This window comes from Thalassospira sp. MCCC 1A02491 (assembly GCF_001613785.1).
GTDB classification, from domain to species: domain Bacteria; phylum Pseudomonadota; class Alphaproteobacteria; order Rhodospirillales; family Thalassospiraceae; genus Thalassospira; species Thalassospira povalilytica.
In genome coordinates, this window is record NZ_LPVX01000004.1 from 95,943 (window position 1) to 118,618 (window position 22,676).

Here is a 22,676-nt window from a genome sequence, read left to right on the forward strand (position 1 = left end):
CCGGTATCAGCGATCCTTAGTCCTGATGACCGGGCAACAACACACAATTACGTGCCGCGATATGCATAAAGATATCGGCACCTTCCTGATGGGGGCGGGCATCAATCGGATTGATCACCTGCCAGTCACGGCCATTGGCCGTAACGAAATATCGGGCCTGCTGGCCAAGATAATCGACTGTCTTGATCTTGCCGGGAATGGCGATGCTGCCCTCCTTGGCGCTGTTTTGATCTGACAGTTCAATCTTTTCCGCACGGATGACCGCACGGACATCCTTTGATCCGTTGGCCTTGGCGGTTTGTTCCGCTGTGGTCAAAAGCGTTTCACCACTTTGCAGATTAACACTGGTAAAGGCCGCATCCGGGCTGCCAAGGTTTGCGGCAATAATGTTGGAATGTCCCAGGAAGTCGGCAACGAATGCGGATGCCGGATTGTTATAAACATCTTCCGGGGCGCCTTCCTGTTCGACGATGCCGTTATTCATCACCACCAGCTTGTCAGACATGGCAAGGGCCTCTGACTGGTCATGGGTGACAAAGACGGTTGCAACGCCCAGTTCGCGTTGAATGCGTTTAAGCTCGACCCGCATTTCTTCGCGCAGGTTTGCATCAAGGGCGGATAGCGGTTCATCAAGCAACAGCACATCGGGTTCGATCACAATCGCACGCGCAAGCGCAATACGCTGTTGCTGGCCGCCGGAAAGCTGATTGGGATACCGGTCCGCCACATGGGGAAGTTGCACCAGTTCAAGCGCGTCGGTAACTTTCTTGGCAATGTCGGCCTTGGCGACTTTGCGGTATTTCAGGCCAAAGGCGATATTGTCGAAAATCGTCTTGTGCGGGAACAGGGCGTAGTTCTGAAACACAAGGCCAAGATTGCGCTTATGGATCGGAAGACTGTTGACCCGTTTGCCCCGGATCAGCAAATCACCCTCGGTAACGTCGGTCAGACCTGCAATCATGCGCAAGGTTGTCGTCTTGCCACAGCCCGACGGGCCAAGGAAGGTGACAAAGCTGTTATCAGGTACGGTCAGATCCATGCGTTTGACCGCGGTGAATTCCCCGTAACGTTTCACGACATTTTGCAGTTCAACAGCGTTGGTTGTGTCTGCCATTGTTAGATACCCTGTCAGAATAAATGTGCCTGCCGCCATTGCGGGGCAGATGTGTCCTGGCCGGTTGTGCGAAGGCCAGGACACAGGTTCAGGTGTGCAATCGGGCCTTAATAGCCGCGCTGCACACGAGAGAAGGTTTTCGACCAGTCAGCTTCGTTTTCGTTCCAGTATGCCGGATCAAAGAAGCTAAGCGATGCAAGCGTGCCTTTCGGGTCGAACGCTGGCAGGGTCGGGATGATTTTGCCAAGATCGACCTTGTTCGGGTCAAGGGCCGGTGGGTAGCTCTGACCTTCGGCAACTGCAATCGCCACTTCGGGTTCAAGCATGAAGTTCAGAAGTTCTTCACAGGCGGCCATCGGGCTGCCGCGCAGAACAAACAGACATTCCTGCCAGCCAAGACCACCCGCCGGATCAAGATAACCAATGTCATGGCCCTGATCCTGAAGCGCCTTGATACGGCCCGACCAGCCTTCGGTGACATAGATTTCTTCTTCGGCCAGAAGGCTCATCAGTTCCGCGCCCGAACTCCAGTATTTAAGGGCCAGATCACGGTGCGAACGGATCATGTCCCAAACCGCATCGATATCCTTGATATTGTTCGGGTCCTGATCGGACTGAAGCGCGCCGTACCAGATACGGGTTTTCCATTCACCCCAACCGCCAATCTTGCCTTTATAGGCCTCATCGACCATCAGCTTGGCACCCTTGGCCTTGGCTTCGTCGTCGCTGATATATTTGCGGTTATAGGCAATGCCCGTGGTGCCGTAATCATACGGAACCGCCGAAAGCGTGCCGTCACTGATCTTGCGCAGCGGATCAATCAGGGTCGGGATCACGTTTTTAAGGTTCGGGATATTGGCTTCGTTCAGTTCGGATGTCAGTTCCAGACCGTGATAGCGCGCATAGTCAAATACACCTGACAGGTGGGCAAGGTTGAATTCGCCCGGCTGGCCGGCCTTGACGCGTGCGATATATTCATCTGCCCCGCCAAAGGTGCCGGAAATGACCTTGATGCCGGTTTTCTGGGTATAGGGCGCGAAGGCATATTTTTCGAATGCCTCGGAAACGACGCCGCCCCAACCGTCAAAGCGGACCTGTTCCGGGGTGGCTGCGCGCGCATTTTTGGCAAGCATGCCCATCGGGCCGCCGGTGACACCGGCAACAACACCGGCCGCGCCAAGGGCGGTCAGGAATGTGCGACGGCTGATATCGCCATCACGGTAACGATTAAGCAGGCGTTCATAGCGTTTCGTATCGTCCATTTAAGGCCTCCTGATAAAACAATTTGTTCCGTTATCGGTTTTGTTCTTGGTCGTTGGTCTTTTGGTCTTGTTGTTGGTTTTGGCGGTTACCCGCGATATTCGAAATCCACTAGGCAGTCTGTGTCTTGCGGTTTGATGCCCGAAACTTGCGTGCGGACATGACCCGCGCAATCGATGCGGCAATCAGCGGAAGGGCGATGGTAAAGATCACCATGACCGCACCAAGCGCGTTGATTTCCGGGCTGATGGAGTTGCGCAGCATGGCAAAAATCTGGGTCGGGACTGTTTCCACACCACCCGGTTTCCAGAACAGGGTGCCGGTGATGTCATCAAAGGAAATCGTAAAGGAAAACAGCATCCCGGCCATCACGGCCGGCAGCATCAGCGGCAGGGTGATTTCAAAGAATGTCTGAACCGGGGTGGCCCCCAGGCTCATGGCGGCTTCTTCAACGTCGCGGCGGATCGATACCAGACGCGCCTGAACCACAAGCACCACAAAGGGCAGGGTAAAGACAACATGCCCCATCAAAAGCAGGCCAAAGCTTTTGGGCATGGAAAGCGCCTGAAGGAACAACAGCAACGCAACCGCAAGAACCACTTCGGGGATCAGGATCGGCGCAACCAGCAAGGTCGAGATCGTCCGTTTCCCGGGGAAGTCATAGCGCACCATGGCAAGGGCAGCCATGGTGCCAAGCGTTGTTGACACCGCACTGGTCAAAAGGCCCAGCAACAGGGACGTTTTGAACGCCCTTACGATGGCATCATTGTTCCAAAGCGCTTCGAACCAGCGCAGTGAAAACCCTTCGATCGGAAATCCGCCAAACTGATTGGCGTTGAATGCCAGAAGGATCACCACGGCAACAGGGGCAAACAGGAACAGATAAACAAGGATCGTGGCAATACGGATCATCGACCAGCCGGACATTGTCATATACCTCCCTTACTTGAAGCTCTTGGCGATCTGATCGATGCCGAGATAGCGGGTGTAAATGACGACCAGCGCGCCCAGAAGGGCCAGCAGGACGAGTGAAAGTGCCGATCCAAGCGGCCAGTTCAACTGGGTGACGATGGCTTCAAACACCAGATTGGCGAACATCGCATCGCGTGGGCCGCCCAGAACAATCGGGGTGATATAGGTCCCCGCCGCCAGCACAAAGCACAGAAGCGACCCCGCCGCCAGACCGGGAAGCGAGAGTGGCAAGGTGACTTCGCGAAAGGCCTGAAATCCGGTGCAGCCAAGGCTTTGGGCTGCTTCGGTCAGGTTCTTGTCAATGCCATCAAGGCTGACATAAACGTTCAGGATCATGAAAGGCAGCAGATAATGTACCAGTCCCAGCACAACCGTGGTCTGGTTATATAGCATCTGGATCGGTTCATCGATGATGCCAATTGACAGCATCACGGTATTAAGTGCGCCCGACGTGCCCAGAATATTGATCCATGACATGGTGCGGATGATGTAGCTGATCCAGAATGGCAGCATCAGCATCAAAAGCAGAAACGCCTTTGATTTCATCGGTGTATTGGCAACGAAATAGGCCGGGATATACCCAACCAGCGCACAGATCACCGTGGTGTAAAAGGCAATGGCAAAGGTTTGAAACAGAATATCGCGATAGAACCGGTCGCCAAGGACCTCGATCCAGTTATCAAGATAAAAGCCGACCTGATCGGCCCCGGTTGAGGTGCGCAACCAGAACGAATAGACGACGATAAACAGCATCGGGATGATCAAAAGCAGCCCGACTGTTGCCAGTGATGGCGATAACAGCATCCAGGGTGCGCGACGCGCCCCGGCGATATCTGCGGCCATTTATGCCTCCCGTTATTGTGCTCCGGCGATGCCGTGCGCGGTTATTTGGCCGTTGAAATATTTTCTGGAACCATTTCACCCCAGACTTGCGCATAGCGCAAATAGATAAGTAGAATAGATCCCATAGCCAATAACTATGGGATGGCTGACCATACCGGTCCGGGGGATGAAATGAACGAATTGATGCGCCGCCAGTTTGACTGGAACCTGTTGCACACATTCACCGTCATTGTCGAAGAACGCTCGATAACCGGGGCGGCCAACCGGCTTTTATTGCGACAGCCCAGTGTCAGCAACGCCCTGAAACGGCTTGAAGATCAAATCGGTGCGCGCCTGATTGACCGCGAACGCGGGCGGTTTGAAGTCACCGAGCAGGGCTTGGCGCTTTATCATGAATGTCGCGAAATCTGTGGGGCGATCGGGCGATTGTCCGATGTGATGTCTGATAGCGGTAATCAATTGACCGGGCATCTGCATTTGTGGCTGGCCAGTCATGTGGTGTTTCCGCCTCTTGATGATGCGCTGTTTGATTTCAACCGGTCCCATCCCGAAGTGACCTATGAAATCAATGTCGCGACCTCGATGCATGTGATTGATCAGGTGCTTTCACAACAGGCAAGTTTTGGCATCTGTCTGGTCAAGGAACAGCACCCCAGGCTTGAATATCGCAGGCTGTACCGCGAACATTTCGGCTTTTTCTGTGGGCCGACCCATCATTTGTTCGGAAAAAGGGACCTGACGCTTGCCGATTTGCGCAGCGAAGCATTCGTGTCGTTTTCCACTGACCAGTTGACGGATGCACTGGCCCCGGTGGCCATTCTGCGCGCCCAGCAGGGGATGAAGGGGAAGGTCGTTGCGGTAAGTCCCCATCTTGAAGAAGTCCGGCGTCTGATCAATGCGGGGCTTGGCATCGGGCCACTGCCGATCCATGTGGTGCAAAACGCCACCGAACGCGGCCAGTTGTGGCGTTTACCCCCTTATGACGCGCCGCCTGCTATTGATATCTATCTTGTAACCAACCCGCGCATGTCGCTCAGCCGGGCGGAACGGTTTTTCATCGATAACCTGACCGCGCGCCTTGAAAATGCCCCCGATGGATATTTTGTCTATCCCTGACGGGATCGTTCACGGCTTCGGGACTTGCGTCTTGGGGGCGATTGCGCAAGCATGGCGCCAAATTCAATCTTGCCATCAGGAACACTTATGAAACTGGTCTATTTTTCGTGGGTCAAGGACCGCATCGGTTTTGGCGAAGAAGACATTGATCTGCCTGATCATGTCAAAACCGTTGACGGGCTTTTGGCCTGGCTTCCCGAACGTGGCGAAAATTTCGCCAATGCCCTTGCCGATCCCGCGATCATCCGTGTTGCGGTCGATCAGGAATATGCAACATCCGATGCCGATGTGACCAAAGCCCGCGAGATCGCGCTGTTTCCGCCGGTCACGGGCGGCTAATCATCATACAAAAAGGGCGCCGCAAATTTGCGACGCCCTTTAATCATCATACTATTTCGGGGCGTCAGTCCGCGACCGTTGCCGTCTGCGTCAGACTGTCAAAGAACTCCTTGCGGCCCAGCGTTCCGGAAATCTTGCCCTCGCGGGTCAGAATGACCGGGTTCTGGGTGATGGACCGCATATCAATCAGATCCTTAAGCAGCACCTCATCCTTGGCGACAAAGATGATCGTATTGTCGGTCGGATCCAGATCGGCCGGAAGGCTGCCGTCATAATTGATCAGCTTCAGCTCCCCGCGCGCACCATTGGTTGCGGCACGCACAACACCGTTTTCAAGGGTGATCCGGATGTTTTCATCTTCGATCTGAAGATCACCCGAACCGTTGCGCTGATCCTTGGCAACACGCTGCATGATGGCGCGACCGCGCAGGATATTGACCGGGTTCATATGGGCGACAAAGTCGGCAACATATTCATTGGCCGGACGCAATGCGATGTCTTCGGGGGTGCCATGCTGAACCACATAGCCGCCTTCCATGATTGCGATCGAATTGCCAAGCTTCATGGCTTCGTCAAGATCATGACTGACAAACAGAATGGTCTTGTTGAGCTTTTCCTGAAGATCAAGCAACTCGTCCTGAAGCCGGTTACGGATCAGCGGATCCAAGGCCGAAAACGGTTCATCCATCAAAAGGATCGGTGCATCGGTCGCAAAGGCGCGGGCAAGGCCGACACGCTGTTGCATGCCACCGGACAATTCATGGGCATATTTGTCCGCCCATTCATCAAGCCCGACCAGTGCCAGTTTTTCATTGACGATGTCACGGCGTTCCTTGCTGCCCATACCGCGCAGCTCAAGCCCGAAGCCGACATTTTCCGCAACCGTACGCCATGGCAGCAGCCCGAATTGCTGGAACACCATGGCAACGCATTCACGGCGCAGCTTGCGCAATGTCGGGCCATCGCATTTGGTGACATCGGCCATCCAGTCGCCATCGCGCACCCGCAACGATCCGCGCGACACGGTGTTCAGTCCGTTCACACAGCGCAGAAGCGATGATTTGCCAGACCCTGAAAGCCCCATAAGAACGCAAATCTCGCCTTCGGGAACGTTGAAGCTGACATCGGCAACGCCAAGAACGTTGTTGGTTGCCTCGGCGATTTCAGCGCGCGTTTTGCCTTCATCCAGCAGTCTGAGCGATTCAGCCTGACGGTCGCCAAAGATCACATCAATATTATCGAATTCAACAGCATTGGTCATGATCACTGCCCCGTTGTTTCGGTGTTTTCGCGACGGCAAATGCGATCAAGCACAATGGCCAGAATCACAATTGCAAGGCCCGCTTCGAAACCCTGGGCGACATTCACGGTGTTAAGTGCGCGCACCACCGGTTTGCCAAGGCCGTCGGCACCGACCAGGGCTGCGATCACAACCATGGAAAGCGACAGCATGATGCATTGGGTCAGGCCCGCCATGATTGACGGCATTGCTGATGGCAATTCGACCTTGAACAGAAGCTGGCGCGGGGTGCAGCCGAAACTTTCACCGGCTTCAAGCAAGGCCTTGGGTGTGCTTGAAATACCCAGATGGGTCAGGCGGATCGGGGCGGCGATGGCAAAGATCACGGTTGAAATCAGACCCGGAACAACCCCCAGACCAAACAGAATAAGGGTCGGGATCAGATACACGAACGTCGGGATCGTCTGCATAAGATCAAGAACCGGGCGCATGGCCTGATAAAGCCACGGCCGATGGGCCGATGCCACGCCAAGCGGCACGCCGATCACCATGCAGAACAGCGACGCATAAATCACCAGAGCCAGCGTCTCCATCGTTTCTTCCCAATAGCCCAGATTGACAATCAAAAGCAGGGACAGAACGGTGAAAGCCGTCAGCTTCCAGGATTTGTGCAAAACAGCCGCCAGGGCGCCAAAACCGGCAATAATCAATAGCGGCGGCAACCACACCAGAAAATCGATGGTGTTTTCAATAATGAATTCAAGAACATCCGAGATGGTATAAAAAACGAAATCAGCATGTTCGTTCAGACCATCCATCAAGGACGATATCCACTGTCCCAGCGGAATCTTTGTTTCCGTGAGCCATTCCATGGGAATATTTCCGTTGTTTTCAAAGTAAATAAAGATGCGATACGCCCGCGCAAAGCCCATGCGGGGCGCGGGCGTATCAGCATTATAGCAAAATCGGGCAGGGCCCGGTCATTTGCCGGACTTAAAGGCCAAGTTCGCTTTTGAGCGCGGCCTTTGCATCGCCACCGTCAAAGGTGGTGACGCCGTCAAGCCATGCATAGGCAGCATCCGGATTGGCTTTGATCCAGGTTGCGGCTGCTTTTGCCGGGTCGGTGCCTTCGTTCAGGATCGCGTCCATGATTTCGTTTTCCATGGCGAGGCTGAATTTCAGGTTGGTGACGAATTTGCCGGCATTCGGGCAGTCGTCGGTGTAACCGGCACGCAGGTTGGTGTGAACCGTGGCACCGCCAAAGTTCGGGCCAAATACATCATCGCCACCATCAAGATAGGCCATGTCGTATTTCGCATTCATCGGATGGGGTTCCCAGCCAAGGAAGACGATGAACTGATCGCGTGCGGACTTGCGTTTGACTTCTGCCAGCATGCCCTGTTCGGAGGATTCAACAAGTTCGAATTCGCCCAGACCGAACTGGTCGCCATCGATCATGTCCTGAATCAGGCGGTTGCCGTCATTGCCCGGCTCGATGCCGTAAATTTCGCCATCAAGTTCGTCCTTGAATTTGGCGATGTCAGCGAAATCTTTCAGGCCTGCATCATAAGCATTCTTGCTGACCGCAAGGGTGTATTTCGCACCTTCAAGATTGGCACCGGTCGAAACAACCGTTCCCTTGTCGAGATAGGGCTGAATGTCTGCTGCCATGGTCGGCATCCAGTTGCCAAGGAAGACATCCACGTCGCCATTGGCAAGGCTGGTATAGGTGACCGGAACAGACAGCAATTCGGTTTCTGCGTCATAGCCCAGTGCTTCAAGAATGACAGATGCGGTTGCCGTGGTGGCCGTAATGTCGGTCCAGCCAACATCGGAAAATGTCACGGTTTTGCAGGCTTCGCTATCGGCGGCCTTGGCAGATGCGGCACCCAGAAGGGTGGTGGCAACGATGGTGCTGCCAAGAAGGCGGCCGAAAGTGGAAAGTTTGGTCATGTTTCTGGTTCTCCCTTGTGTGGACCTAACGGTTACTAATGACTGCGAACAAGCGGTCATCAGACTCTCGGTTCCGGAGGCCAGACGAACATCAACGTAATGTAAAAGGTCGCTAACACTCGCCCAGAGCCACGCCATCAGGCTCCCTCGAACCTGTTGGTATGGACCGGAATAATCACAAAAACGGTCGCAATGCTGCGCAACAAGGGATCCTGTCCTTTGCTGAACGCGCCGCGAAAGACGACGTGTTTTTATTGATTGATTGTTCAATTAAAATACAGCATATTCGTCAGACGTCAATTGCGAAGGGTTAAAAACTGCATCGCAGCTTGTTGTGACTGTGCTTAACCCTTTGGATCGCTTTGAATTGGATGATGTGAATGCCCAAGGTTGGTATGCAGCCTGTGCGCCGCAGGCAGTTGATCGACGCGACGATTGAAACCATTCATCGTCACGGATTTGCCGATACGACAATTGCGCGTATCGCCAATGCGGCGGGTATGTCGTCGGGCATCATTTCGCATTATTTCGGCGGCAAGAACGCACTTCTCGAAGCCACCATGCGGTTCTTGATGCAGGAATTGCGCAAGGATTACCTGTCGCGCTTGGCCAAGGCAAAGACCCCGCATGAACGGCTCGAAGCGATCGTGAACACCAACTTCAACGAAGAACAGTTCACCCCGCAAGTCACTGTGGCGTGGTTGTCCTTCTGGGCGCAGGTGCCGTTTTCAAAGGCGCTGAGCCGTATCAACAATATCTATTTTCAGCGACTGGCGTCCAATCTGCGCCACGAGCTGCGCCAGCTGACCACTGTGCAGCGGGCAGATGAAATCGCGACTGCAATCGCGGCAATGATTGATGGCATCTGGGTGCGTTCCGGTCTGTCGGACGGACGTGCCGATGTCAAAGGGGCGCGCGAAATGGTGCTCGATATGATGCGCCTTTATCTGGCCAATTCGCCCGCGCGCTGAAGACAAGCAAACACACAAAGTTTTGGGCTGCCCGGATCCGGTGCGGCCCGCAGGAGTTTTGAAATGAGCCTTTACCAGATTCAGAATTTCATGAATGGCAAGAAAACTGCCGGTTCCGGGGCCGAAATGGTGACCCTGAACCCGGCAACCAATACGGTTCTTGCCAAGGGACATGAAAGCACGGCGGGTGACGTGGATGCCGCCGTAAAGGCTGCGCGCGCCGGGTTTGAAATCTGGAAAAATACCCCGGCTGCCGAACGGGCCCGCATTCTGTTCAAGGCCGCCCAGATTTTGCGTGATCGCAATGATGAACTGGCCTTGCTTGAAACCCGTGATACCGGTCGCGCCATCCAGGAAACCGAAATTGTCGATGTGATTTCTGGTGTCGAATGCCTGGAATATTTTGCCGGTGTCGCCGGAAGCCTTGCCGGGGAACATATCGATCTTGCCGGGAACTTTGCCTATACACGGCGCGAGGCCGTTGGTGTTTGTGCTGCCATTGGTGCCTGGAACTATCCGATCCAGATCGCCTGCTGGAAGGCGGCACCGGCTTTGGCCTGTGGCAATGCGGTCGTCTACAAACCATCCGAGGTAACACCGCTTTCGGCGATTGCGGTGGCAGAAGCCTTGCAGGAAGCCGGTCTTCCCGACGGGGTTTATAACGTTGTGCAAGGTGCGCGCGAATGTGGCGCGTCGCTTGTCGAACATCCGGGTGTCGACAAGGTATCGCTGACCGGTTCGGCGGCGACCGGGGCAAAGGTTGCATCGGTTGCGGCGGGCGGCATGAAGGCCGTGACCATGGAGCTTGGCGGCAAATCGCCAATGATCGTGTTTGAAGATGCCAATCTTGATAACGCGGTTTCCGGTGCGCAGATGGCGAATTTCTATTCGTCAGGCCAGATTTGCTCGAACGGGACGCGGGTTTTTGTCCATGAAAGCGTTGCCGATGCCTTCATTGAAAAACTGATCGCGCGGTCGAAAAACCTTGTTCTTGGCGATCCGGAAAAGCCGGAAACCCAGGTTGGTCCGATTGTGACCAAAACCCAGTTCGATCAGGTCATGTCCTATATCGAAAAGGGCAAGCAGGAAGGGGCAAAATGCGTTCTGGGTGGCCATGCTGTCACCGATGGCATGCCCGACGGCGGGCTTTTTGTCGCCCCGACGATCTTTACCGACTGCCGCGACGATATGACCATCGTGCGCGAGGAAATCTTTGGTCCGGTCATGTCTGTCCTGACATTTAGTGACGAGGACGAAGTCATCAAGCGCGCCAACGATACCCAGTATGGTCTTGCTGCGGGCGTGTTCACCAGGGACCTGTCGCGTGGTCACCGCGTTGTTGCCCGTCTTGAGGCCGGCACCTGCTGGATCAACACCTATAACATCACGCCGATCGAAATGCCGTTTGGCGGGGTGAAGAAATCCGGTGTCGGACGTGAAAACGGTCGGGCGGCAATCGAACATTACACCCGTATCAAGTCGGTTTATGTCGAAACCGGCGATGTCGAGGCGCCTTATTGATCGCCATCATTGTTGATGTGACGGGCTGCCCACACTGCTTGAAGAAACAAGGGATCAGATATGACGACCCCAACGACGACTGAAAAATTCGATTATGTGATTGTCGGTTCCGGTTCTGCCGGTGCCGTGCTTGCCAACCGGCTGACCGAAGATGCCGACGTCAAGGTGCTGGTGGTTGAAGCCGGACCCAAGGATCATTGGTGGGATTGGCGTATTCATATGCCGACCGCACTTTCCTATCCGATGCAGTCGGAAACCTATAACTGGGCCTATTGGACAACGCCGCAGCCCAACCTGAACAATCGCCGGATGGAAACCCCGCGCGGACGGGTGTTTGGCGGTTCAAGTTCGATCAATGGCATGGCCTATGTGCGCGGTCATGCACTGGATTACAATCGCTGGGCCGAAGAAGACCCGGCGCTCAAGGATTGGGACTATGCGCGGTGTCTGCCCTATTTCCGCAAGGCCGATACCCGCAATGAAGACCCGGGCGGCGACGAGTATCACGGCAACGGTCCGCTTCATGTGACCACCGGTGCGTGCCGGAATGAGTTGCACAAAGCCTGGATCAAGGCCGGTCAACAGGCCGGATATGAATTCACCCCGGATCAGAACGGCTATCGCCAGGAAGGTTTGGGAACCATGGATATGACGGTCTATAAAGGCCGGCGCTGGTCCACGGCACGGGCCTATTTGCATCCGGCAATGAAACGCCCGAACCTAACCGTTTATCATAAGGCCTTTGCGCAAAACATTGTTTTTGAAGGAAAGCGTGCGATCGGACTTGATTTCATCCATCAGGGTGAACTCAAACGCGTACTTGTTGACCGTGAAGTCATCGTATCTGCCGGATCGATCAATTCGCCGAAACTTTTGATGCTGTCTGGTGTTGGTCCGGCGGCCCATCTGCGCGAACATGGCATTGATGTTGTCCATGATTTGCCAGGTGTTGGTGAAAACCTTCAGGATCATCTCGAACTTTATGTTCAGATGGAATGCACCAAACCGATCAGCCTCAACAGCAAGCTTGATCCGTGGAGCAAATTCAAAATCGGTCTGGAATGGTATCTGTTCAAAACCGGTCTTGGTGCCACCAACCACTTTGAAGCAGGTGGCTTTATCCGGTCCAAAGCCGGTGTCAAACACCCGGATCTGCAATATCACTTCATGCCGGCGGCGATTAACTATAACGGGTCAAAGGCCGCTGAAAAGGATGGTTTCCAGGCCCATGTCGGACCGATGCGATCCAAGTCGCGCGGCACTGTGCGACTGGCATCAAGCGATCCCAAAGATCGCCCGATCATTGATCCGAATTATATGAGCCACCCGGAAGACTGGGAAGAAATGCGCGCATCGGTGCGTCTGACCCGCGAAATCTTTGGTCAGGACGCCTTCGCCGATCTGCGCGGGGCGGAAATCGCACCGGGCAAGGATATCCAGACGGACGAGCAGATTGACGCCTGGGTCGCTGATCATGCCGAAAGTGCCTATCACCCGTCCTGTTCGTGCAAGATGGGCAGTGATGACATGTCCGTGGTCGACGAAAAGACCCGCGTGCATGGCATCGAAGGCCTTCGTGTGGTCGACAGTTCGATCATGCCGTCGATTGCCACGGGTAACCTGAATGCGCCAACGATCATGATCGGTGAAAAGGCTGCCGACATTATTCGCGGACGCGATCCGTTACCGCCATCAAACGCGCCGTTCTTTGTCCATCCCGAATGGGAAACAAAGCAACGTTAACAGCCATAACGTCAAAGCCCCTGATCATTGGTCAGGGGCTTTTTTTATCTGGTGCGATGTTATCGACGCCGTGATCTGGCACGGGGCAGGTCGCGCCGCTGGACCGGGCGGTCACCATTGCCACCACCAACACCATCACGCAGTCTGTGGTGCAACCCCGCACCGATGGCGGTGCCGATCGCGCTGCCCATGGCTGTTCCCATTGCGATATATGGGGCATGGTTTCCGGTAACTGTGCCCAGAAAAATACCGGCAGCAGTACCCGAAAGCGTCCCGACAAGCAGGCAAATTGACATCGACATTACCGGATCATCCGCTGTGCAAAGGGTGAGATTAAGGGGCAATAATGCGCAAGCGCGAACCGGTTTGCAAGATAAGTAGATTGCAATTGCCGCAATGGCGGGTGATCATCATGGAATATTGTATGCAATGCGCATGTTGTTTCCCGCAATCATCCGAAGTCCCGCCATGCAAGAAATCAGTCTGCTTAATTCCGTGATCGGCCCCGTGATGCGCGGGCCTTCAAGTTCGCACTGTGCCGCGCCCTATATGATGGCAAAGCTGGTGCGCGAACTTTCATGTTCTAATGGCGAGGTCCTGAAAAAGGCGGTGGTGCGGTTCGATCCGCGCGGCTCGTTCGCCCCTTGCTACAAGGCGCAAAGTTCGGATGAAAACTTTGCCGCCGGTCTTTACGGGGCCAAGCTGACCGATGCGGATTACCGTGACATTCTGGGGCGGGTGGAACGCGGTGAAGGGTTCCATTTCGCAATCGAGGTCACCGAACTTGATAACAACAACCATCCCAACCGGGTTGATCTTGAACTGACCCTGCAAACGCAAGATGGCGGGCAGCGCACCGATCTTTATACCGGGGCGTCGGTTGGCGGCGGGATGTATTACATCGACAGTATGAATGGCGAGGCCCTGTTTCTGACCGGGAAAACCGCAAGCGTCTTTGTCTGGGGTGAGGCAGCGGTAACGGATGCCGACACCATTGCCGAAATGCTGGCCGGTGGTGGCAATATGTTGCTGGGGGTGGCTGTCGATCAGAAACACACACGCATTGAAGTTTCCCTGCAATCCGTGCCCGCGATGGACATTCTGGGGCAAGTCGCCAAACGCGATGGCGTGACCGATCTGCGCTTTGCCGATGCATCGCAATATCCGGTCTGTGCGATGGATGATCTGTTTTCAACCAGCGATGCGGTAATTGCGATTGCCGATCAGCAGGAAGGCGGATCGATTGCCGATGCGGCCCTGGCACTTGAAGCCAAACGTCTTGGCCTGTCGCGCCAAGCAACCCGCGATCTGTTTCGTGAGCGGTGCGAATTGATGCTGCGCGTCGTGGCCGAGGGATTTGATGCCAAACCTGAAGATAACGTGATGCGGTTCCTGACCCTTCGGGCGCGCAAGGTGCGCGATGCCAATTTGCCCGATGGTCTGGGCGGTCCGGTGTTGCAGGATGCGATTGCCGGTGCGCTTTCGGCAATGGAACGTGACAGCAATCGGGGGCTGGTCTGTGCTGCCCCGACGGCGGGCAGTGCCGGGGTGGTGCCCGGAACGCTGTATGGTTTGATCCGTCATGGCATTGATATCGAAGGTGCAACCGACGCCCTTCAGGTCATGGCATTGATCGGGGCGGTGTTTGCCGCACGCGGGACATTCGCCGCAGAATGCGGGGGATGTTCGGTTGAAACCGGGGCATCGGCGGCAATGGCGGCGGCTGGTGTGACCCAGGCCTATGGCGGGACGGCACAGCAATGTTTTGATGCGGCCAGCATGTGTTTGATGAATACTCTTGGTTTGGTTTGTGATCCGGTCGGCGGGGACGTTGAAATCCCGTGCCATGCCCGCAATGTGGCCGGTGTTTCGCATGCCTTTTCATCGGCGATGGCGGTATTGGCCGGGTTTGATGCGGTTCTTGGCTATGACGAACTGGTTGATCAAACCGTCAAGATCGGGGCAATGATGCATCCCGATTTGCGCTGTACGGCGCGCGGTGGCTGTGCTGCGACCAAGACCGCCTTGCGCATGGTCGAAGCCGCAAGTCTTGGCAAATAGGACAGGACTCCGTCCATGACGGCGGACGGGATTTGTCATCCTGCCTGTTTTGGATGGTTTTGACGGATTTCTGCTGACAGATATCGCGTTGCGGATGCGGGTTGACGCAATCCTTTATCCCGATGGTTGCCTGTTTTGGCATAATCCGCGAAATCCGGTCAAAGTCATTAGAAACAGGCAGTTTTCCCTTGATAGCTGCCCCTGATCGGGCAGGATAGAGCCACAATATTCAACGAAAATGAGGATTCCTCATGTTTACCCCGAACCTGCTGACCGCCAATGACCGGGACGGCACCTATCCGGCATCCTATTACGCGGCAACGGCGAATGCGACCGACCCGTTTGCCAAGCTGGAAGGCGATCAAACCTGTGACATTGTGGTGATTGGCGGGGGCTTTACCGGGTTGTCATCGGCACTGCATCTGGCCGAGCGCGGCTTTGATGTGGTCGTGCTTGAAGCCCATCGTGTGGGGTGGGGTGCATCGGGGCGTAATGGCGGGCAGGTCGGGTCTGGCCAGCGCCGCGAACAGGATGATCTCGAAAAAATGGTCGGGCGCGATGATGCCCGCAAACTTTGGGATATCGCCGAACAGTCCAAGGATATCGTCAAATCCCTGATCACCAAACACGATATCAAATGCGACTGGAAACCGGGCATCCTCCATGCCGATCATCGGGCGCGTTTTGTCCCGGAAACCCATGAATATGTTGAAAAGCTTCAATCCGAATATGGCTATGACCAGATCCGGGCCGTGGATCGTGATGAAATGCATGCCATGCTGGGGTCGGAATTTTATCACGGCGGGTCACTGGATATGGGGGCGGGGCATATTCATCCGCTGAATTTCGCATTGGGGATTGCCGATGCGGCACGTGCCGCCGGGGCGCGGATTTTTGAAAATTCCGTTGTGACGTCCTATGAAAGTCAGGCTGGCAAGGTAACGGTGAAAACCAGGGATGGCGGCGTTGTTAGCGCTAACAAACTGATCCTTGGCTGTAACGGGTATCTTGATGCGCTTGATGATCGTGTCGCGAAACGCGTCATGCCGATCAACAATTTCATCATCGCGACCGAACCGCTGGGTGATGATGTGGCGCGTGAATTGATCCGCGATGATGTGGCGGTCGCAGATTCAAAGTTCGTGATCAACTATTACCGGCTGAGTGCCGATAAACGCATGCTGTTTGGCGGCGGGGAGACCTATGGTTATACTTTCCCCAAAGACATCAAATCGTTTGTCGCGCCCCATATGCTGGAAGTCTATCCGCAGCTTAAAGACGTTAAAATCGATTATGGCTGGGGCGGGACATTGGCGATCACCATGAACCGCATGCCGTTCTTCCGCCGGATCGAGGATAATATCTTTACCGCCAGCGGCTATTCCGGGCACGGGGTGGCGATGGCGACCCTTGCCGGTCAGATCATGGCCGATGCAGTGGGCGGAACCCTGGAACGGTTCGATGTGATGGCCAATATCAAGACCCCGGTTTTCCCGGGTGGCAAGGCATTGCGGTTCCCGATGCTGGTGGCGGCCATGCTGTGGTATTCGATCCGCGACAAGCTGTGATCGGTGTGGGCAACTTCGGATGCGCTGGCTGACGGGGTCAGGTGTCGCCGTTCCCGGGCGACCAGCTTGTCACCGGGTCATAGCGTTCGCCCTTGGACAGGATGACGCCGTTATGGGCGGCAATCCCGATTTCAAAACTTGACGCAATGCGCAGCGCACGTTCCATGAAATGCCGTGCGGCGGCTTCCTTGCAATGTTCCGAAAGGGTCAGCGCAAACAGTTGCAGCCAGCGATCAAAATGATGGCGGGTGATTTTAAGCGGCAGGTGCTTTTGCATCGGGCGGCCGTCATAATTGCCAGTGGCAAGGGCAACCGATGACCAGAACATCACCATGCGATCAAGGTGATGGTCCCAGTTTTCGACCTTTTCGGCAAATACCGGACCGAGCATTTCATCTTCGCGAACCTTGGCATAAAAGCCGTGAACGATGTTTTTGATCATGTCGTGATCGATCCCGGTATCTTCCTTGATACGGCGGGTGGCGATTTCGCGGCGTTCCTTGATTTCGGCAAGGGTAGGCTGTTTTTCAGACATGTCACATGGTCCGTGGTTCGCTGGATAGACCGCAGTTTTACGCAAATCCGCGATGTTGGAATATGACATATGTCACTTTGACCCGGGGTGCAAACAGATCACCGCCGCCGGTCGGGCAGACCTGTTATGCGTAACGGTCGCGCAAACCGTAATAGCGATAGGCAACCGACCGGGCAACGCGCCGCAGGGCTGGCAGCGGGAAACGCTGCATCGGTGTTGCAAGAACAGCACCGAGATCTTCCTGATCGCTGATGCCCAGCATGCATTCCGCCAGCATCTTGCCGCCCAAACTGGCCAGCGCCACACCATTTCCATGCCAGGCAAGTGCGGTCCAGACATCATGATGACCGGGCACGCGCCCGATATAGGGTCGCCAGCTTTGCGACAGACAGGCAAGCCCGTTCCAGTGATGGGTCAGTTCAATGTCGCGCCAGGCCGGGAACATGCGATGGAAATTATCAAGCAAGTCCTGCTTGCCCGCGGCAAAGGCGGCCTCGGTCGCGGTAATGCCGCCACGTCCGCCAAACAGGAACCGGTTATCAGGCAGTTTGCGGAAATAATGCAGCAGAATGCGGCTGTCAAAAGCCATCAGATCACTTGTCCAGCCCTGTGCAGCCAGTTCCGCATCGTTTAGGGGCCGGGTGACAAGAATGCCCGAAAAGACCGGCATCAGGCGCCCGCCAAGCCAGTCAGGAAGGTTTTCGGCACTGTATCCGTTTGTTGCAATGACAATCTTGCCTGCGGTGATCTGGCTGTCGCCGGCATAAAGACGATAGTTTTCACCATCTTCTACAAAGCGGTCGATGCGGGCCTGTTCAAATATCCGAACACCTGCCGCAATGCATTTTTCATGCAAACCCGCCAGATATTTCATGGGGTTAAGGCCAAAACCTTCTTTGACGTGCAAGCCGCCATAGGTATCCCCGGCATTCAGCCCGCGTTCGATCAGGGCATCCTTGTCAAGAAATTCGGTCTGAATGTTGGTGAAATGGGCGATCTCGTCAGCTTCGTGATGAAGGTCGCGCACGCGGTTGGGTTTGTGGGCCAGAACAACTTCGCCATCCGAATGACGATCGGCATCAATGTTCCAGTCGCGCAGGCGCTGATCAACCAGATTGATGGCATCGCGCTGAATGCGGGCAAAGTGACGCACGGCATCGTCGCCAAACCGTTTGGCAAGCTCACCATATCCCTTGCCGCTGCCGCCCATGCAGCAGAAACCGCCATTGCGTCCAGAAGCCCCCCAGCCACTGCGACCGGCATCAAAAACCGCGACATCAGCCCCGTTTTGGGCAAGTTCAAGTGCCGCCGACAGACCACAATATCCGCCACCGATAATCGCAACATCGGCTTTGATGACCGCATCACGCGGCAATTGTTGGCAATCGGGAAGGGGGGATGCGCTTTGTACCCAGAAGCTGTCAGGCAGGGTGTGCGTCTGATAGGCGGCCGGCTGATAGATGCGTTTGAGCATGGGGCGTCTCATGGTGGCGTAAAGTAAAAGTCGGGGCAAAAGTCAGGGCAAAAGTCGAGCCGAAAAAATGGGGCGGACAGTCACGTGATAGAGTTGGTCGAGTGGCGGTCAAGAGTTGGTCAAAGTTGATCAGAGGCCGGGGCGGCCTATCTGTCAGGTGGTCGGGGCTTGGTGCGATGGTCGTAAAATGAAAATACCCGGCGATGATAATGCATGCCGGGTATTTCGGTAAGGTCCTGAAATCGATCAGAAATTACATTTTTCCGATTTTCTTTGCCGTCTCGTCAAAGGCCGCGCGGGCGCGTTTGACCAGTTCGTCAATTTCTTCCTTGGTGATGCAAAGCGGCGGGGAAAGTACCATGCGATCACCACAGGCACGCATGATCACGCCATTGGCAACACAGGCATCGCGGCAGATGGTGCCAACCGTGCCCGGCTTGTCGAACATCTTGCGGGTTTTCTTGTCGTCAACCAGCGGCATGCCGGCAATCAGGCCAACCGTTTCAACCGCACCGACCAGCGGATGGTCTTCAAGGGTTTTAAGGGCCTTGGCGAAATAGGGGCCAATGTCATCCTTGACGCGTTCAACCATCTTTTCGTCGCGCAGAATGCGAATGTTTTCAAGGGCCACGGCCGCACATGCCGGATGACCGGAATAGGTGAAGCCATGGGTGAATTCACCACATTCATTGATCAGCACATCCGCCACGCGATCACCGACCATGACGGCCGAAATCGGCAGGTAACCCGATGACATGCCTTTTGCCATCGGCATCAGGTCCGGCTTGATGTCAAAGGTATCGGAACCGAACCATGCACCGGTCCGGCCAAAGCCGCAGATAACTTCATCAGCGATCAGAAGAATGTCGTATTTCTTGCAGATGCGCTGGATTTCCGGCCAATAGGTTGACGGCGGAATGATAACGCCGCCAGCACCCTGGATCGGTTCACCGATAAAGGCGCCAACGCGATCCGCGCCAAGTTCCTCGATCTTTTCTTCGAGTTTGCGCGCCGCAATCAGGCCGAATTCTTCCGGGGTGTGATCGCCGCCTTCGCCGTACCAGTATGGCTGATCAATATGAACCACATCCGGCAGAAGCGGGCCGCCCTGGGCGTGCATGCCAGCCATCCCGCCAAGCGACGAACCGGCAACGGTCGACCCGTGATAGGCGTTCTTGCGGCTGATGATCACCGAGCGTTCCGGCGTACCTTTGAGTTTCCAGTACTGGCGCACCATACGGACAACCGTGTCGTTCGCCTCCGAACCGGAATTGGCATAGAATACGTGGTTCAGGCCGTCTGGCGTGATTTCGGCAAGAACTTTGGAAAGCTCGATCGCCGGGGTATTCGCGCACTGGAAGAAGTTGTTGTAATAGGGCAGTTCAAGCATCTGCTTGTAAGCGACTTCAGCCAGTTCCTTACGGCCATAGCCGACATTGACGCACCACAGACCGGCCATGCCATCAAGATAGCGTTTGCCGTTCGAGTCCTCGATAAACACGCCTTCGGCACGGGTGATCACCCGGGTGCCACGGTTATTCAGATCCGCTGTATCGGTGAACGGATGAATATGGTGTGCCTGGTCGATGTCCTGCCAATAGGCGGTTTTGTCGAAATTATTCATAACGTCTCCTGACAGCGCAGTTTGTCTGCTTTTGTGCGATATGTTGAACATCTGCAATCAGTGTTCGTTTTTTTGAACACCTTTGCAAGAGGATTTTTCGACAAAATTTTTCGGCTATCCAACTCGGTTTTTGTTATCCAGTGGTTGGTTCAGGACGGCCATTGTCAAAGAGTTGTTTCGACCGGTGAATTCTTTTGCACTGCATGATTTGCACGATATATCGAACGAAGGGGCTTGACCGGGGCATTCCGGCGCGGCACGATGGAACACAGGCACAATTCCTTTAATAAAAGGCCTTTTCTGGGAGTATAAGACGATGAACAAGTCGTTCGTCGAAGACAGTAGGGCGGAAGCCCAACGATTCTTTGAAGAAAACCCTGATGTCGAACTTGTTGAGTTGCTCATTCCCGACATTAACGGCGTGTTTCGCGGCAAGCGAATCAGCAAGCAGAAGTTTCTCAAAAGTTTTACCGAAGGTGTGACTTTGCCGGGCTCCATGTGCCTGGTCGATATTACCGGTGACACCCCGGAAGGAACGGGGCTTCTTTGGTCGAGCGGTGACCAGGACAATCTGGCAAAACCGATCCCGGGAACCCTGTGTCTTGTTCCGTATGGCGAATTGCCGTTAGCCCAGGTCATGATGAGCCTGCATAACCTGGATGGGACCAAGTTCTTTGCCGATCCGCGCAATGTGTTGCAGGGTGTTGTTGATCGCATGGCGGCCGATGGTCTGTATCCGACCGTCGCCCTTGAACTTGAATTCTATCTGGCAGATCAGAACGAAAAGACCGCTGAACCGCTTCCGCCCCAGCCGCTTGGCGGCGGGATTGCATCGGACGGTGTGCAGGTTTACGGCCTTCAGCAGATCGAAGACTTTGAAAAGGTCCTTCATGACGCGGTTGCCGAACTGAACCGTCAGGGCATTCCGGCCGACACCATCGTTGCCGAAGCCGGCCCCGGTCAGTTTGAAATCAACCTTGGTCATGTGACCGATCCGATGCTGGCTGCGGACCATGCGATGCAGCTTAAACGCGTGGTCAAGGGCATTGCCTGGGACCATGGTGTGACCGCGACTTTCATGGCCAAACCCTATTCCGATCAGGCGGGCAACGGTTTGCATGTTCATGTGTCCTTGCGGGACAAGGATGACAATAACGTGCTGTCCCCGGTCGCGGGCGAGGAAGTTTCCGAGAACCTGCGCTTTGCGATTGGCGGTTTGCAGGAAGCGATGTTTGAAAGCATGGCGGTATTCGCGCCGAACCCGAATTCATATCGCCGGTTCCAGAACAAGGCCTATGCGCCGATGTCGCCGAACTGGGGTTTGAACAACCGTACGGTCGCGTTGCGTATTCCGGCTGGCAGCCCCAAGGCCGCCCGTGTCGAACATCGCGTGTCGGGGGCGGATGCCAACCCGTATCTGGTGCTGGCCTGTGTTCTGGCCGGGATGCATTACGGCATGAAAAACAAGCTTGATCCGGGCGAGCCGACCGTTGGTAACGGTTATGAGCAGCATGGCGGGCGGATTGTTCCGCGCAGCATGATTTCTGCTCTTGATCGTTTCGTGGATGGCAAGATCGTCAAGGAATATCTTGGTGAACGCTTCGTCGAGGTCTTTGATATCTGCCGCCGGGCCGAATATGACGAATTCTTTGCCGAGGTCACCCAGCTTGAATATCGCTGGTACCTTGATGCGGTCTGACCGCAGGTAAAAATAAAAACATTCAATAGGGAATAACCGGGAATGTCGCAAAAGGTCGGGGATCGTCTGAAAGCTGTGCGCAGCATGTACGGGCTGTCGCAGCGTGAACTGGCACGACGTGCCGGTGTCACGAACAGTACGATTTCAACGATTGAACAAAATCGTGTCAGCCCGTCTGTTGACAGTCTTGCCAAAGTGCTGGCAGGCATCCCGATGAGCCTGATTGATTTCTTCACCATTGATCTCGACAATGGTGAAGAAATTTTCTTTAAAAAAGAAGAGCTTGTCGAACTTTCCGACGGGACGATGTCAATGCGTCTTGTCGGGGCATCGCGCAAGGATCGCAAATTGCGCGTGCTGCATGAAACCTATCCGGCGGGTGGCGATACCGGCGACAATCTTATCGTTCAGAAGGGCGAGGAAGCCGGTGTCATTATCCGCGGGAAACTTGAAGTGACAGTGGGCGAGCGGGTCAAGGTTCTTGGCCCTGGTGATGCCTATTACTTCAATGCAGAAATTCCGCACCGTTTCCGCAATGTCGGGGACGGGGAATGCGAAGTCGTCAGTGCTGCCACACCGCCGTCATACTGATCGCGTAAAGTATCGGGCATATGACCCGACCTGAATTCCGATATTGAACAAG

General features: G+C 55.0%; 20 protein-coding genes. 9 read left to right on the top strand and 11 right to left on the bottom strand.

Annotated features, from left to right (window positions below):
- Window positions 1-16 precede the first annotated feature (16 nt).
- The 4 genes from AUQ42_RS02580 to AUQ42_RS02595 form a co-directional block, all read right to left on the bottom strand.
- Window positions 17-1,114 carry an ABC transporter ATP-binding protein gene (locus tag AUQ42_RS02580; protein WP_068517393.1) on the bottom strand — a complete coding sequence of 366 codons (1,098 nt, stop codon included), beginning with the start codon at window positions 1,112-1,114 and terminating at the stop codon, window positions 17-19.
- A gap of 107 nt (window positions 1,115-1,221) precedes the next feature.
- Window positions 1,222-2,376 (bottom strand): extracellular solute-binding protein, encoded by a 1,155-nt coding sequence (locus AUQ42_RS02585; protein WP_068517394.1) that lies wholly within the window; start codon window positions 2,374-2,376, stop codon window positions 1,222-1,224.
- A 109-nt stretch (window positions 2,377-2,485) separates the two neighbouring features.
- Window positions 2,486-3,301 (bottom strand): ABC transporter permease, encoded by an 816-nt coding sequence (locus AUQ42_RS02590; RefSeq protein ID WP_068517431.1) that lies wholly within the window; start codon window positions 3,299-3,301, stop codon window positions 2,486-2,488.
- Between the two features lie 15 nt (window positions 3,302-3,316).
- A complete protein-coding gene (locus AUQ42_RS02595) occupies window positions 3,317-4,189 on the bottom strand; it encodes an ABC transporter permease (protein WP_068517395.1) in 873 nt (290 codons plus the stop codon).
- A gap of 171 nt (window positions 4,190-4,360) precedes the next feature.
- Between AUQ42_RS02595 and AUQ42_RS02600 the strand changes: the two genes are divergently transcribed.
- Both AUQ42_RS02600 and moaD read left to right on the top strand, forming a co-directional pair.
- On the top strand, window positions 4,361-5,305 hold the full coding sequence (locus AUQ42_RS02600; protein WP_228195613.1) for a LysR family transcriptional regulator: 945 nt from the start codon (window positions 4,361-4,363) through the stop codon (window positions 5,303-5,305).
- 87 nt (window positions 5,306-5,392) lie between these two features.
- Window positions 5,393-5,644, top strand: coding sequence for a molybdopterin converting factor subunit 1 (gene moaD / locus AUQ42_RS02605; RefSeq protein ID WP_068517396.1), 252 nt, complete (start codon window positions 5,393-5,395; stop codon window positions 5,642-5,644).
- Between the two features lie 64 nt (window positions 5,645-5,708).
- Here moaD and choV read toward each other — a convergent pair whose 3' ends face one another.
- From choV to AUQ42_RS02620, 3 genes are all read right to left on the bottom strand, one after another.
- On the bottom strand, window positions 5,709-6,905 hold the full coding sequence (gene choV / locus AUQ42_RS02610; protein WP_068517397.1) for a choline ABC transporter ATP-binding protein: 1,197 nt from the start codon (window positions 6,903-6,905) through the stop codon (window positions 5,709-5,711).
- Window positions 6,906-6,907: 2 nt separating this feature from the next.
- Complete coding sequence (gene choW / locus AUQ42_RS02615; protein ID WP_068517433.1) at window positions 6,908-7,756, bottom strand: choline ABC transporter permease subunit; 849 nt, start codon at window positions 7,754-7,756, stop codon at window positions 6,908-6,910.
- Between the two features lie 121 nt (window positions 7,757-7,877).
- The gene (locus AUQ42_RS02620) at window positions 7,878-8,837 is read right to left on the bottom strand and encodes a choline ABC transporter substrate-binding protein (RefSeq protein ID WP_068517398.1); all 960 of its coding nucleotides are present in this window, start codon (window positions 8,835-8,837) and stop codon (window positions 7,878-7,880) included.
- A gap of 380 nt (window positions 8,838-9,217) precedes the next feature.
- On the opposite strand from AUQ42_RS02620, the gene betI reads away from it, so the two are divergent.
- The 3 genes from betI (at window position 9,218) to betA (ending at window position 13,072) form a co-directional block, all read left to right on the top strand.
- On the top strand, window positions 9,218-9,808 hold the full coding sequence (gene betI / locus AUQ42_RS02625) for a transcriptional regulator BetI (protein WP_068517399.1): 591 nt from the start codon (window positions 9,218-9,220) through the stop codon (window positions 9,806-9,808).
- 63 nt (window positions 9,809-9,871) lie between these two features.
- Window positions 9,872-11,329, top strand: a complete 1,458-nt coding sequence (gene betB / locus AUQ42_RS02630) for a betaine-aldehyde dehydrogenase (protein ID WP_068517400.1) — start codon at window positions 9,872-9,874, stop codon at window positions 11,327-11,329.
- 60 nt (window positions 11,330-11,389) lie between these two features.
- Window positions 11,390-13,072 carry a choline dehydrogenase gene (gene betA / locus AUQ42_RS02635; protein ID WP_068517401.1) on the top strand — a complete coding sequence of 561 codons (1,683 nt, stop codon included), beginning with the start codon at window positions 11,390-11,392 and terminating at the stop codon, window positions 13,070-13,072.
- A 59-nt stretch (window positions 13,073-13,131) separates the two neighbouring features.
- On the opposite strand, the gene AUQ42_RS02640 is transcribed toward betA, so the two are convergent.
- A complete protein-coding gene (locus AUQ42_RS02640) occupies window positions 13,132-13,374 on the bottom strand; it encodes a glycine zipper domain-containing protein (RefSeq protein ID WP_068517402.1) in 243 nt (80 codons plus the stop codon).
- A gap of 166 nt (window positions 13,375-13,540) precedes the next feature.
- Between AUQ42_RS02640 and AUQ42_RS02645 the strand changes: the two genes are divergently transcribed.
- Together AUQ42_RS02645 and AUQ42_RS02650 are read left to right on the top strand one after the other, a co-directional pair.
- Window positions 13,541-15,133 carry an L-serine ammonia-lyase, iron-sulfur-dependent, subunit alpha gene (locus AUQ42_RS02645; RefSeq protein WP_068517434.1) on the top strand — a complete coding sequence of 531 codons (1,593 nt, stop codon included), beginning with the start codon at window positions 13,541-13,543 and terminating at the stop codon, window positions 15,131-15,133.
- Between the two features lie 251 nt (window positions 15,134-15,384).
- Window positions 15,385-16,701 carry an FAD-binding oxidoreductase gene (locus tag AUQ42_RS02650; protein ID WP_068517403.1) on the top strand — a complete coding sequence of 439 codons (1,317 nt, stop codon included), beginning with the start codon at window positions 15,385-15,387 and terminating at the stop codon, window positions 16,699-16,701.
- A 37-nt stretch (window positions 16,702-16,738) separates the two neighbouring features.
- Here the strand turns inward: AUQ42_RS02650 and AUQ42_RS02655 are convergent, their stop codons facing one another.
- The 3 genes from AUQ42_RS02655 to AUQ42_RS02665 all read right to left on the bottom strand — a co-directional run bounded on the left by AUQ42_RS02655 (window position 16,739) and on the right by AUQ42_RS02665 (window position 20,334).
- A complete protein-coding gene (locus AUQ42_RS02655; protein WP_068517435.1) occupies window positions 16,739-17,236 on the bottom strand; it encodes a group III truncated hemoglobin in 498 nt (165 codons plus the stop codon).
- A 124-nt stretch (window positions 17,237-17,360) separates the two neighbouring features.
- The gene (locus AUQ42_RS02660; protein ID WP_068517404.1) at window positions 17,361-18,710 is read right to left on the bottom strand and encodes an FAD-binding oxidoreductase; all 1,350 of its coding nucleotides are present in this window, start codon (window positions 18,708-18,710) and stop codon (window positions 17,361-17,363) included.
- 253 nt (window positions 18,711-18,963) lie between these two features.
- Entirely contained in the window at window positions 18,964-20,334 is a 1,371-nt protein-coding gene (locus AUQ42_RS02665; RefSeq protein ID WP_068517405.1) for an aspartate aminotransferase family protein, read from the bottom strand.
- 316 nt (window positions 20,335-20,650) lie between these two features.
- Here AUQ42_RS02665 and AUQ42_RS02670 point away from each other — a divergent pair, with 316 nt between their 5' ends.
- Entirely contained in the window at window positions 20,651-22,033 is a 1,383-nt protein-coding gene (locus tag AUQ42_RS02670) for a glutamine synthetase family protein (protein ID WP_068517406.1), read from the top strand.
- Between the two features lie 42 nt (window positions 22,034-22,075).
- Window positions 22,076-22,624: a cupin domain-containing protein gene (locus AUQ42_RS02675; RefSeq protein ID WP_068517407.1), complete on the top strand. Its 549-nt coding sequence runs from the start codon at window positions 22,076-22,078 to the stop codon at window positions 22,622-22,624.
- The last annotated feature ends 52 nt before the right edge of the window (window positions 22,625-22,676 follow it).

Coding starts and splice junctions, on each gene's coding strand:
- AUQ42_RS02590 (WP_068517431.1), bottom strand. CDS start 3,301: ATGTCCGGCTGGTCGATGATCCGTATTGCCACGATCCTTGTTTATCTG.
- AUQ42_RS02620 (WP_068517398.1), bottom strand. CDS start 8,837: ATGACCAAACTTTCCACTTTCGGCCGCCTTCTTGGCAGCACCATCGTT.
- AUQ42_RS02665 (WP_068517405.1), bottom strand. CDS start 20,334: ATGAATAATTTCGACAAAACCGCCTATTGGCAGGACATCGACCAGGCA.
- AUQ42_RS02650 (WP_068517403.1), top strand. CDS start 15,385: ATGTTTACCCCGAACCTGCTGACCGCCAATGACCGGGACGGCACCTAT.
- AUQ42_RS02645 (WP_068517434.1), top strand. CDS start 13,541: ATGCAAGAAATCAGTCTGCTTAATTCCGTGATCGGCCCCGTGATGCGC.
- betA (WP_068517401.1), top strand. CDS start 11,390: ATGACGACCCCAACGACGACTGAAAAATTCGATTATGTGATTGTCGGT.
- AUQ42_RS02660 (WP_068517404.1), bottom strand. CDS start 18,710: ATGCTCAAACGCATCTATCAGCCGGCCGCCTATCAGACGCACACCCTG.
- AUQ42_RS02585 (WP_068517394.1), bottom strand. CDS start 2,376: ATGGACGATACGAAACGCTATGAACGCCTGCTTAATCGTTACCGTGAT.
- AUQ42_RS02670 (WP_068517406.1), top strand. CDS start 20,651: ATGAACAAGTCGTTCGTCGAAGACAGTAGGGCGGAAGCCCAACGATTC.
- AUQ42_RS02675 (WP_068517407.1), top strand. CDS start 22,076: ATGTCGCAAAAGGTCGGGGATCGTCTGAAAGCTGTGCGCAGCATGTAC.
- AUQ42_RS02595 (WP_068517395.1), bottom strand. CDS start 4,189: ATGGCCGCAGATATCGCCGGGGCGCGTCGCGCACCCTGGATGCTGTTA.
- betI (WP_068517399.1), top strand. CDS start 9,218: ATGCCCAAGGTTGGTATGCAGCCTGTGCGCCGCAGGCAGTTGATCGAC.
- moaD (WP_068517396.1), top strand. CDS start 5,393: ATGAAACTGGTCTATTTTTCGTGGGTCAAGGACCGCATCGGTTTTGGC.
- betB (WP_068517400.1), top strand. CDS start 9,872: ATGAGCCTTTACCAGATTCAGAATTTCATGAATGGCAAGAAAACTGCC.
- AUQ42_RS02600 (WP_228195613.1), top strand. CDS start 4,361: ATGAACGAATTGATGCGCCGCCAGTTTGACTGGAACCTGTTGCACACA.
- choV (WP_068517397.1), bottom strand. CDS start 6,905: ATGACCAATGCTGTTGAATTCGATAATATTGATGTGATCTTTGGCGAC.
- choW (WP_068517433.1), bottom strand. CDS start 7,756: ATGGAATGGCTCACGGAAACAAAGATTCCGCTGGGACAGTGGATATCG.
- AUQ42_RS02640 (WP_068517402.1), bottom strand. CDS start 13,374: ATGTCGATGTCAATTTGCCTGCTTGTCGGGACGCTTTCGGGTACTGCT.
- AUQ42_RS02655 (WP_068517435.1), bottom strand. CDS start 17,236: ATGTCTGAAAAACAGCCTACCCTTGCCGAAATCAAGGAACGCCGCGAA.
- AUQ42_RS02580 (WP_068517393.1), bottom strand. CDS start 1,114: ATGGCAGACACAACCAACGCTGTTGAACTGCAAAATGTCGTGAAACGT.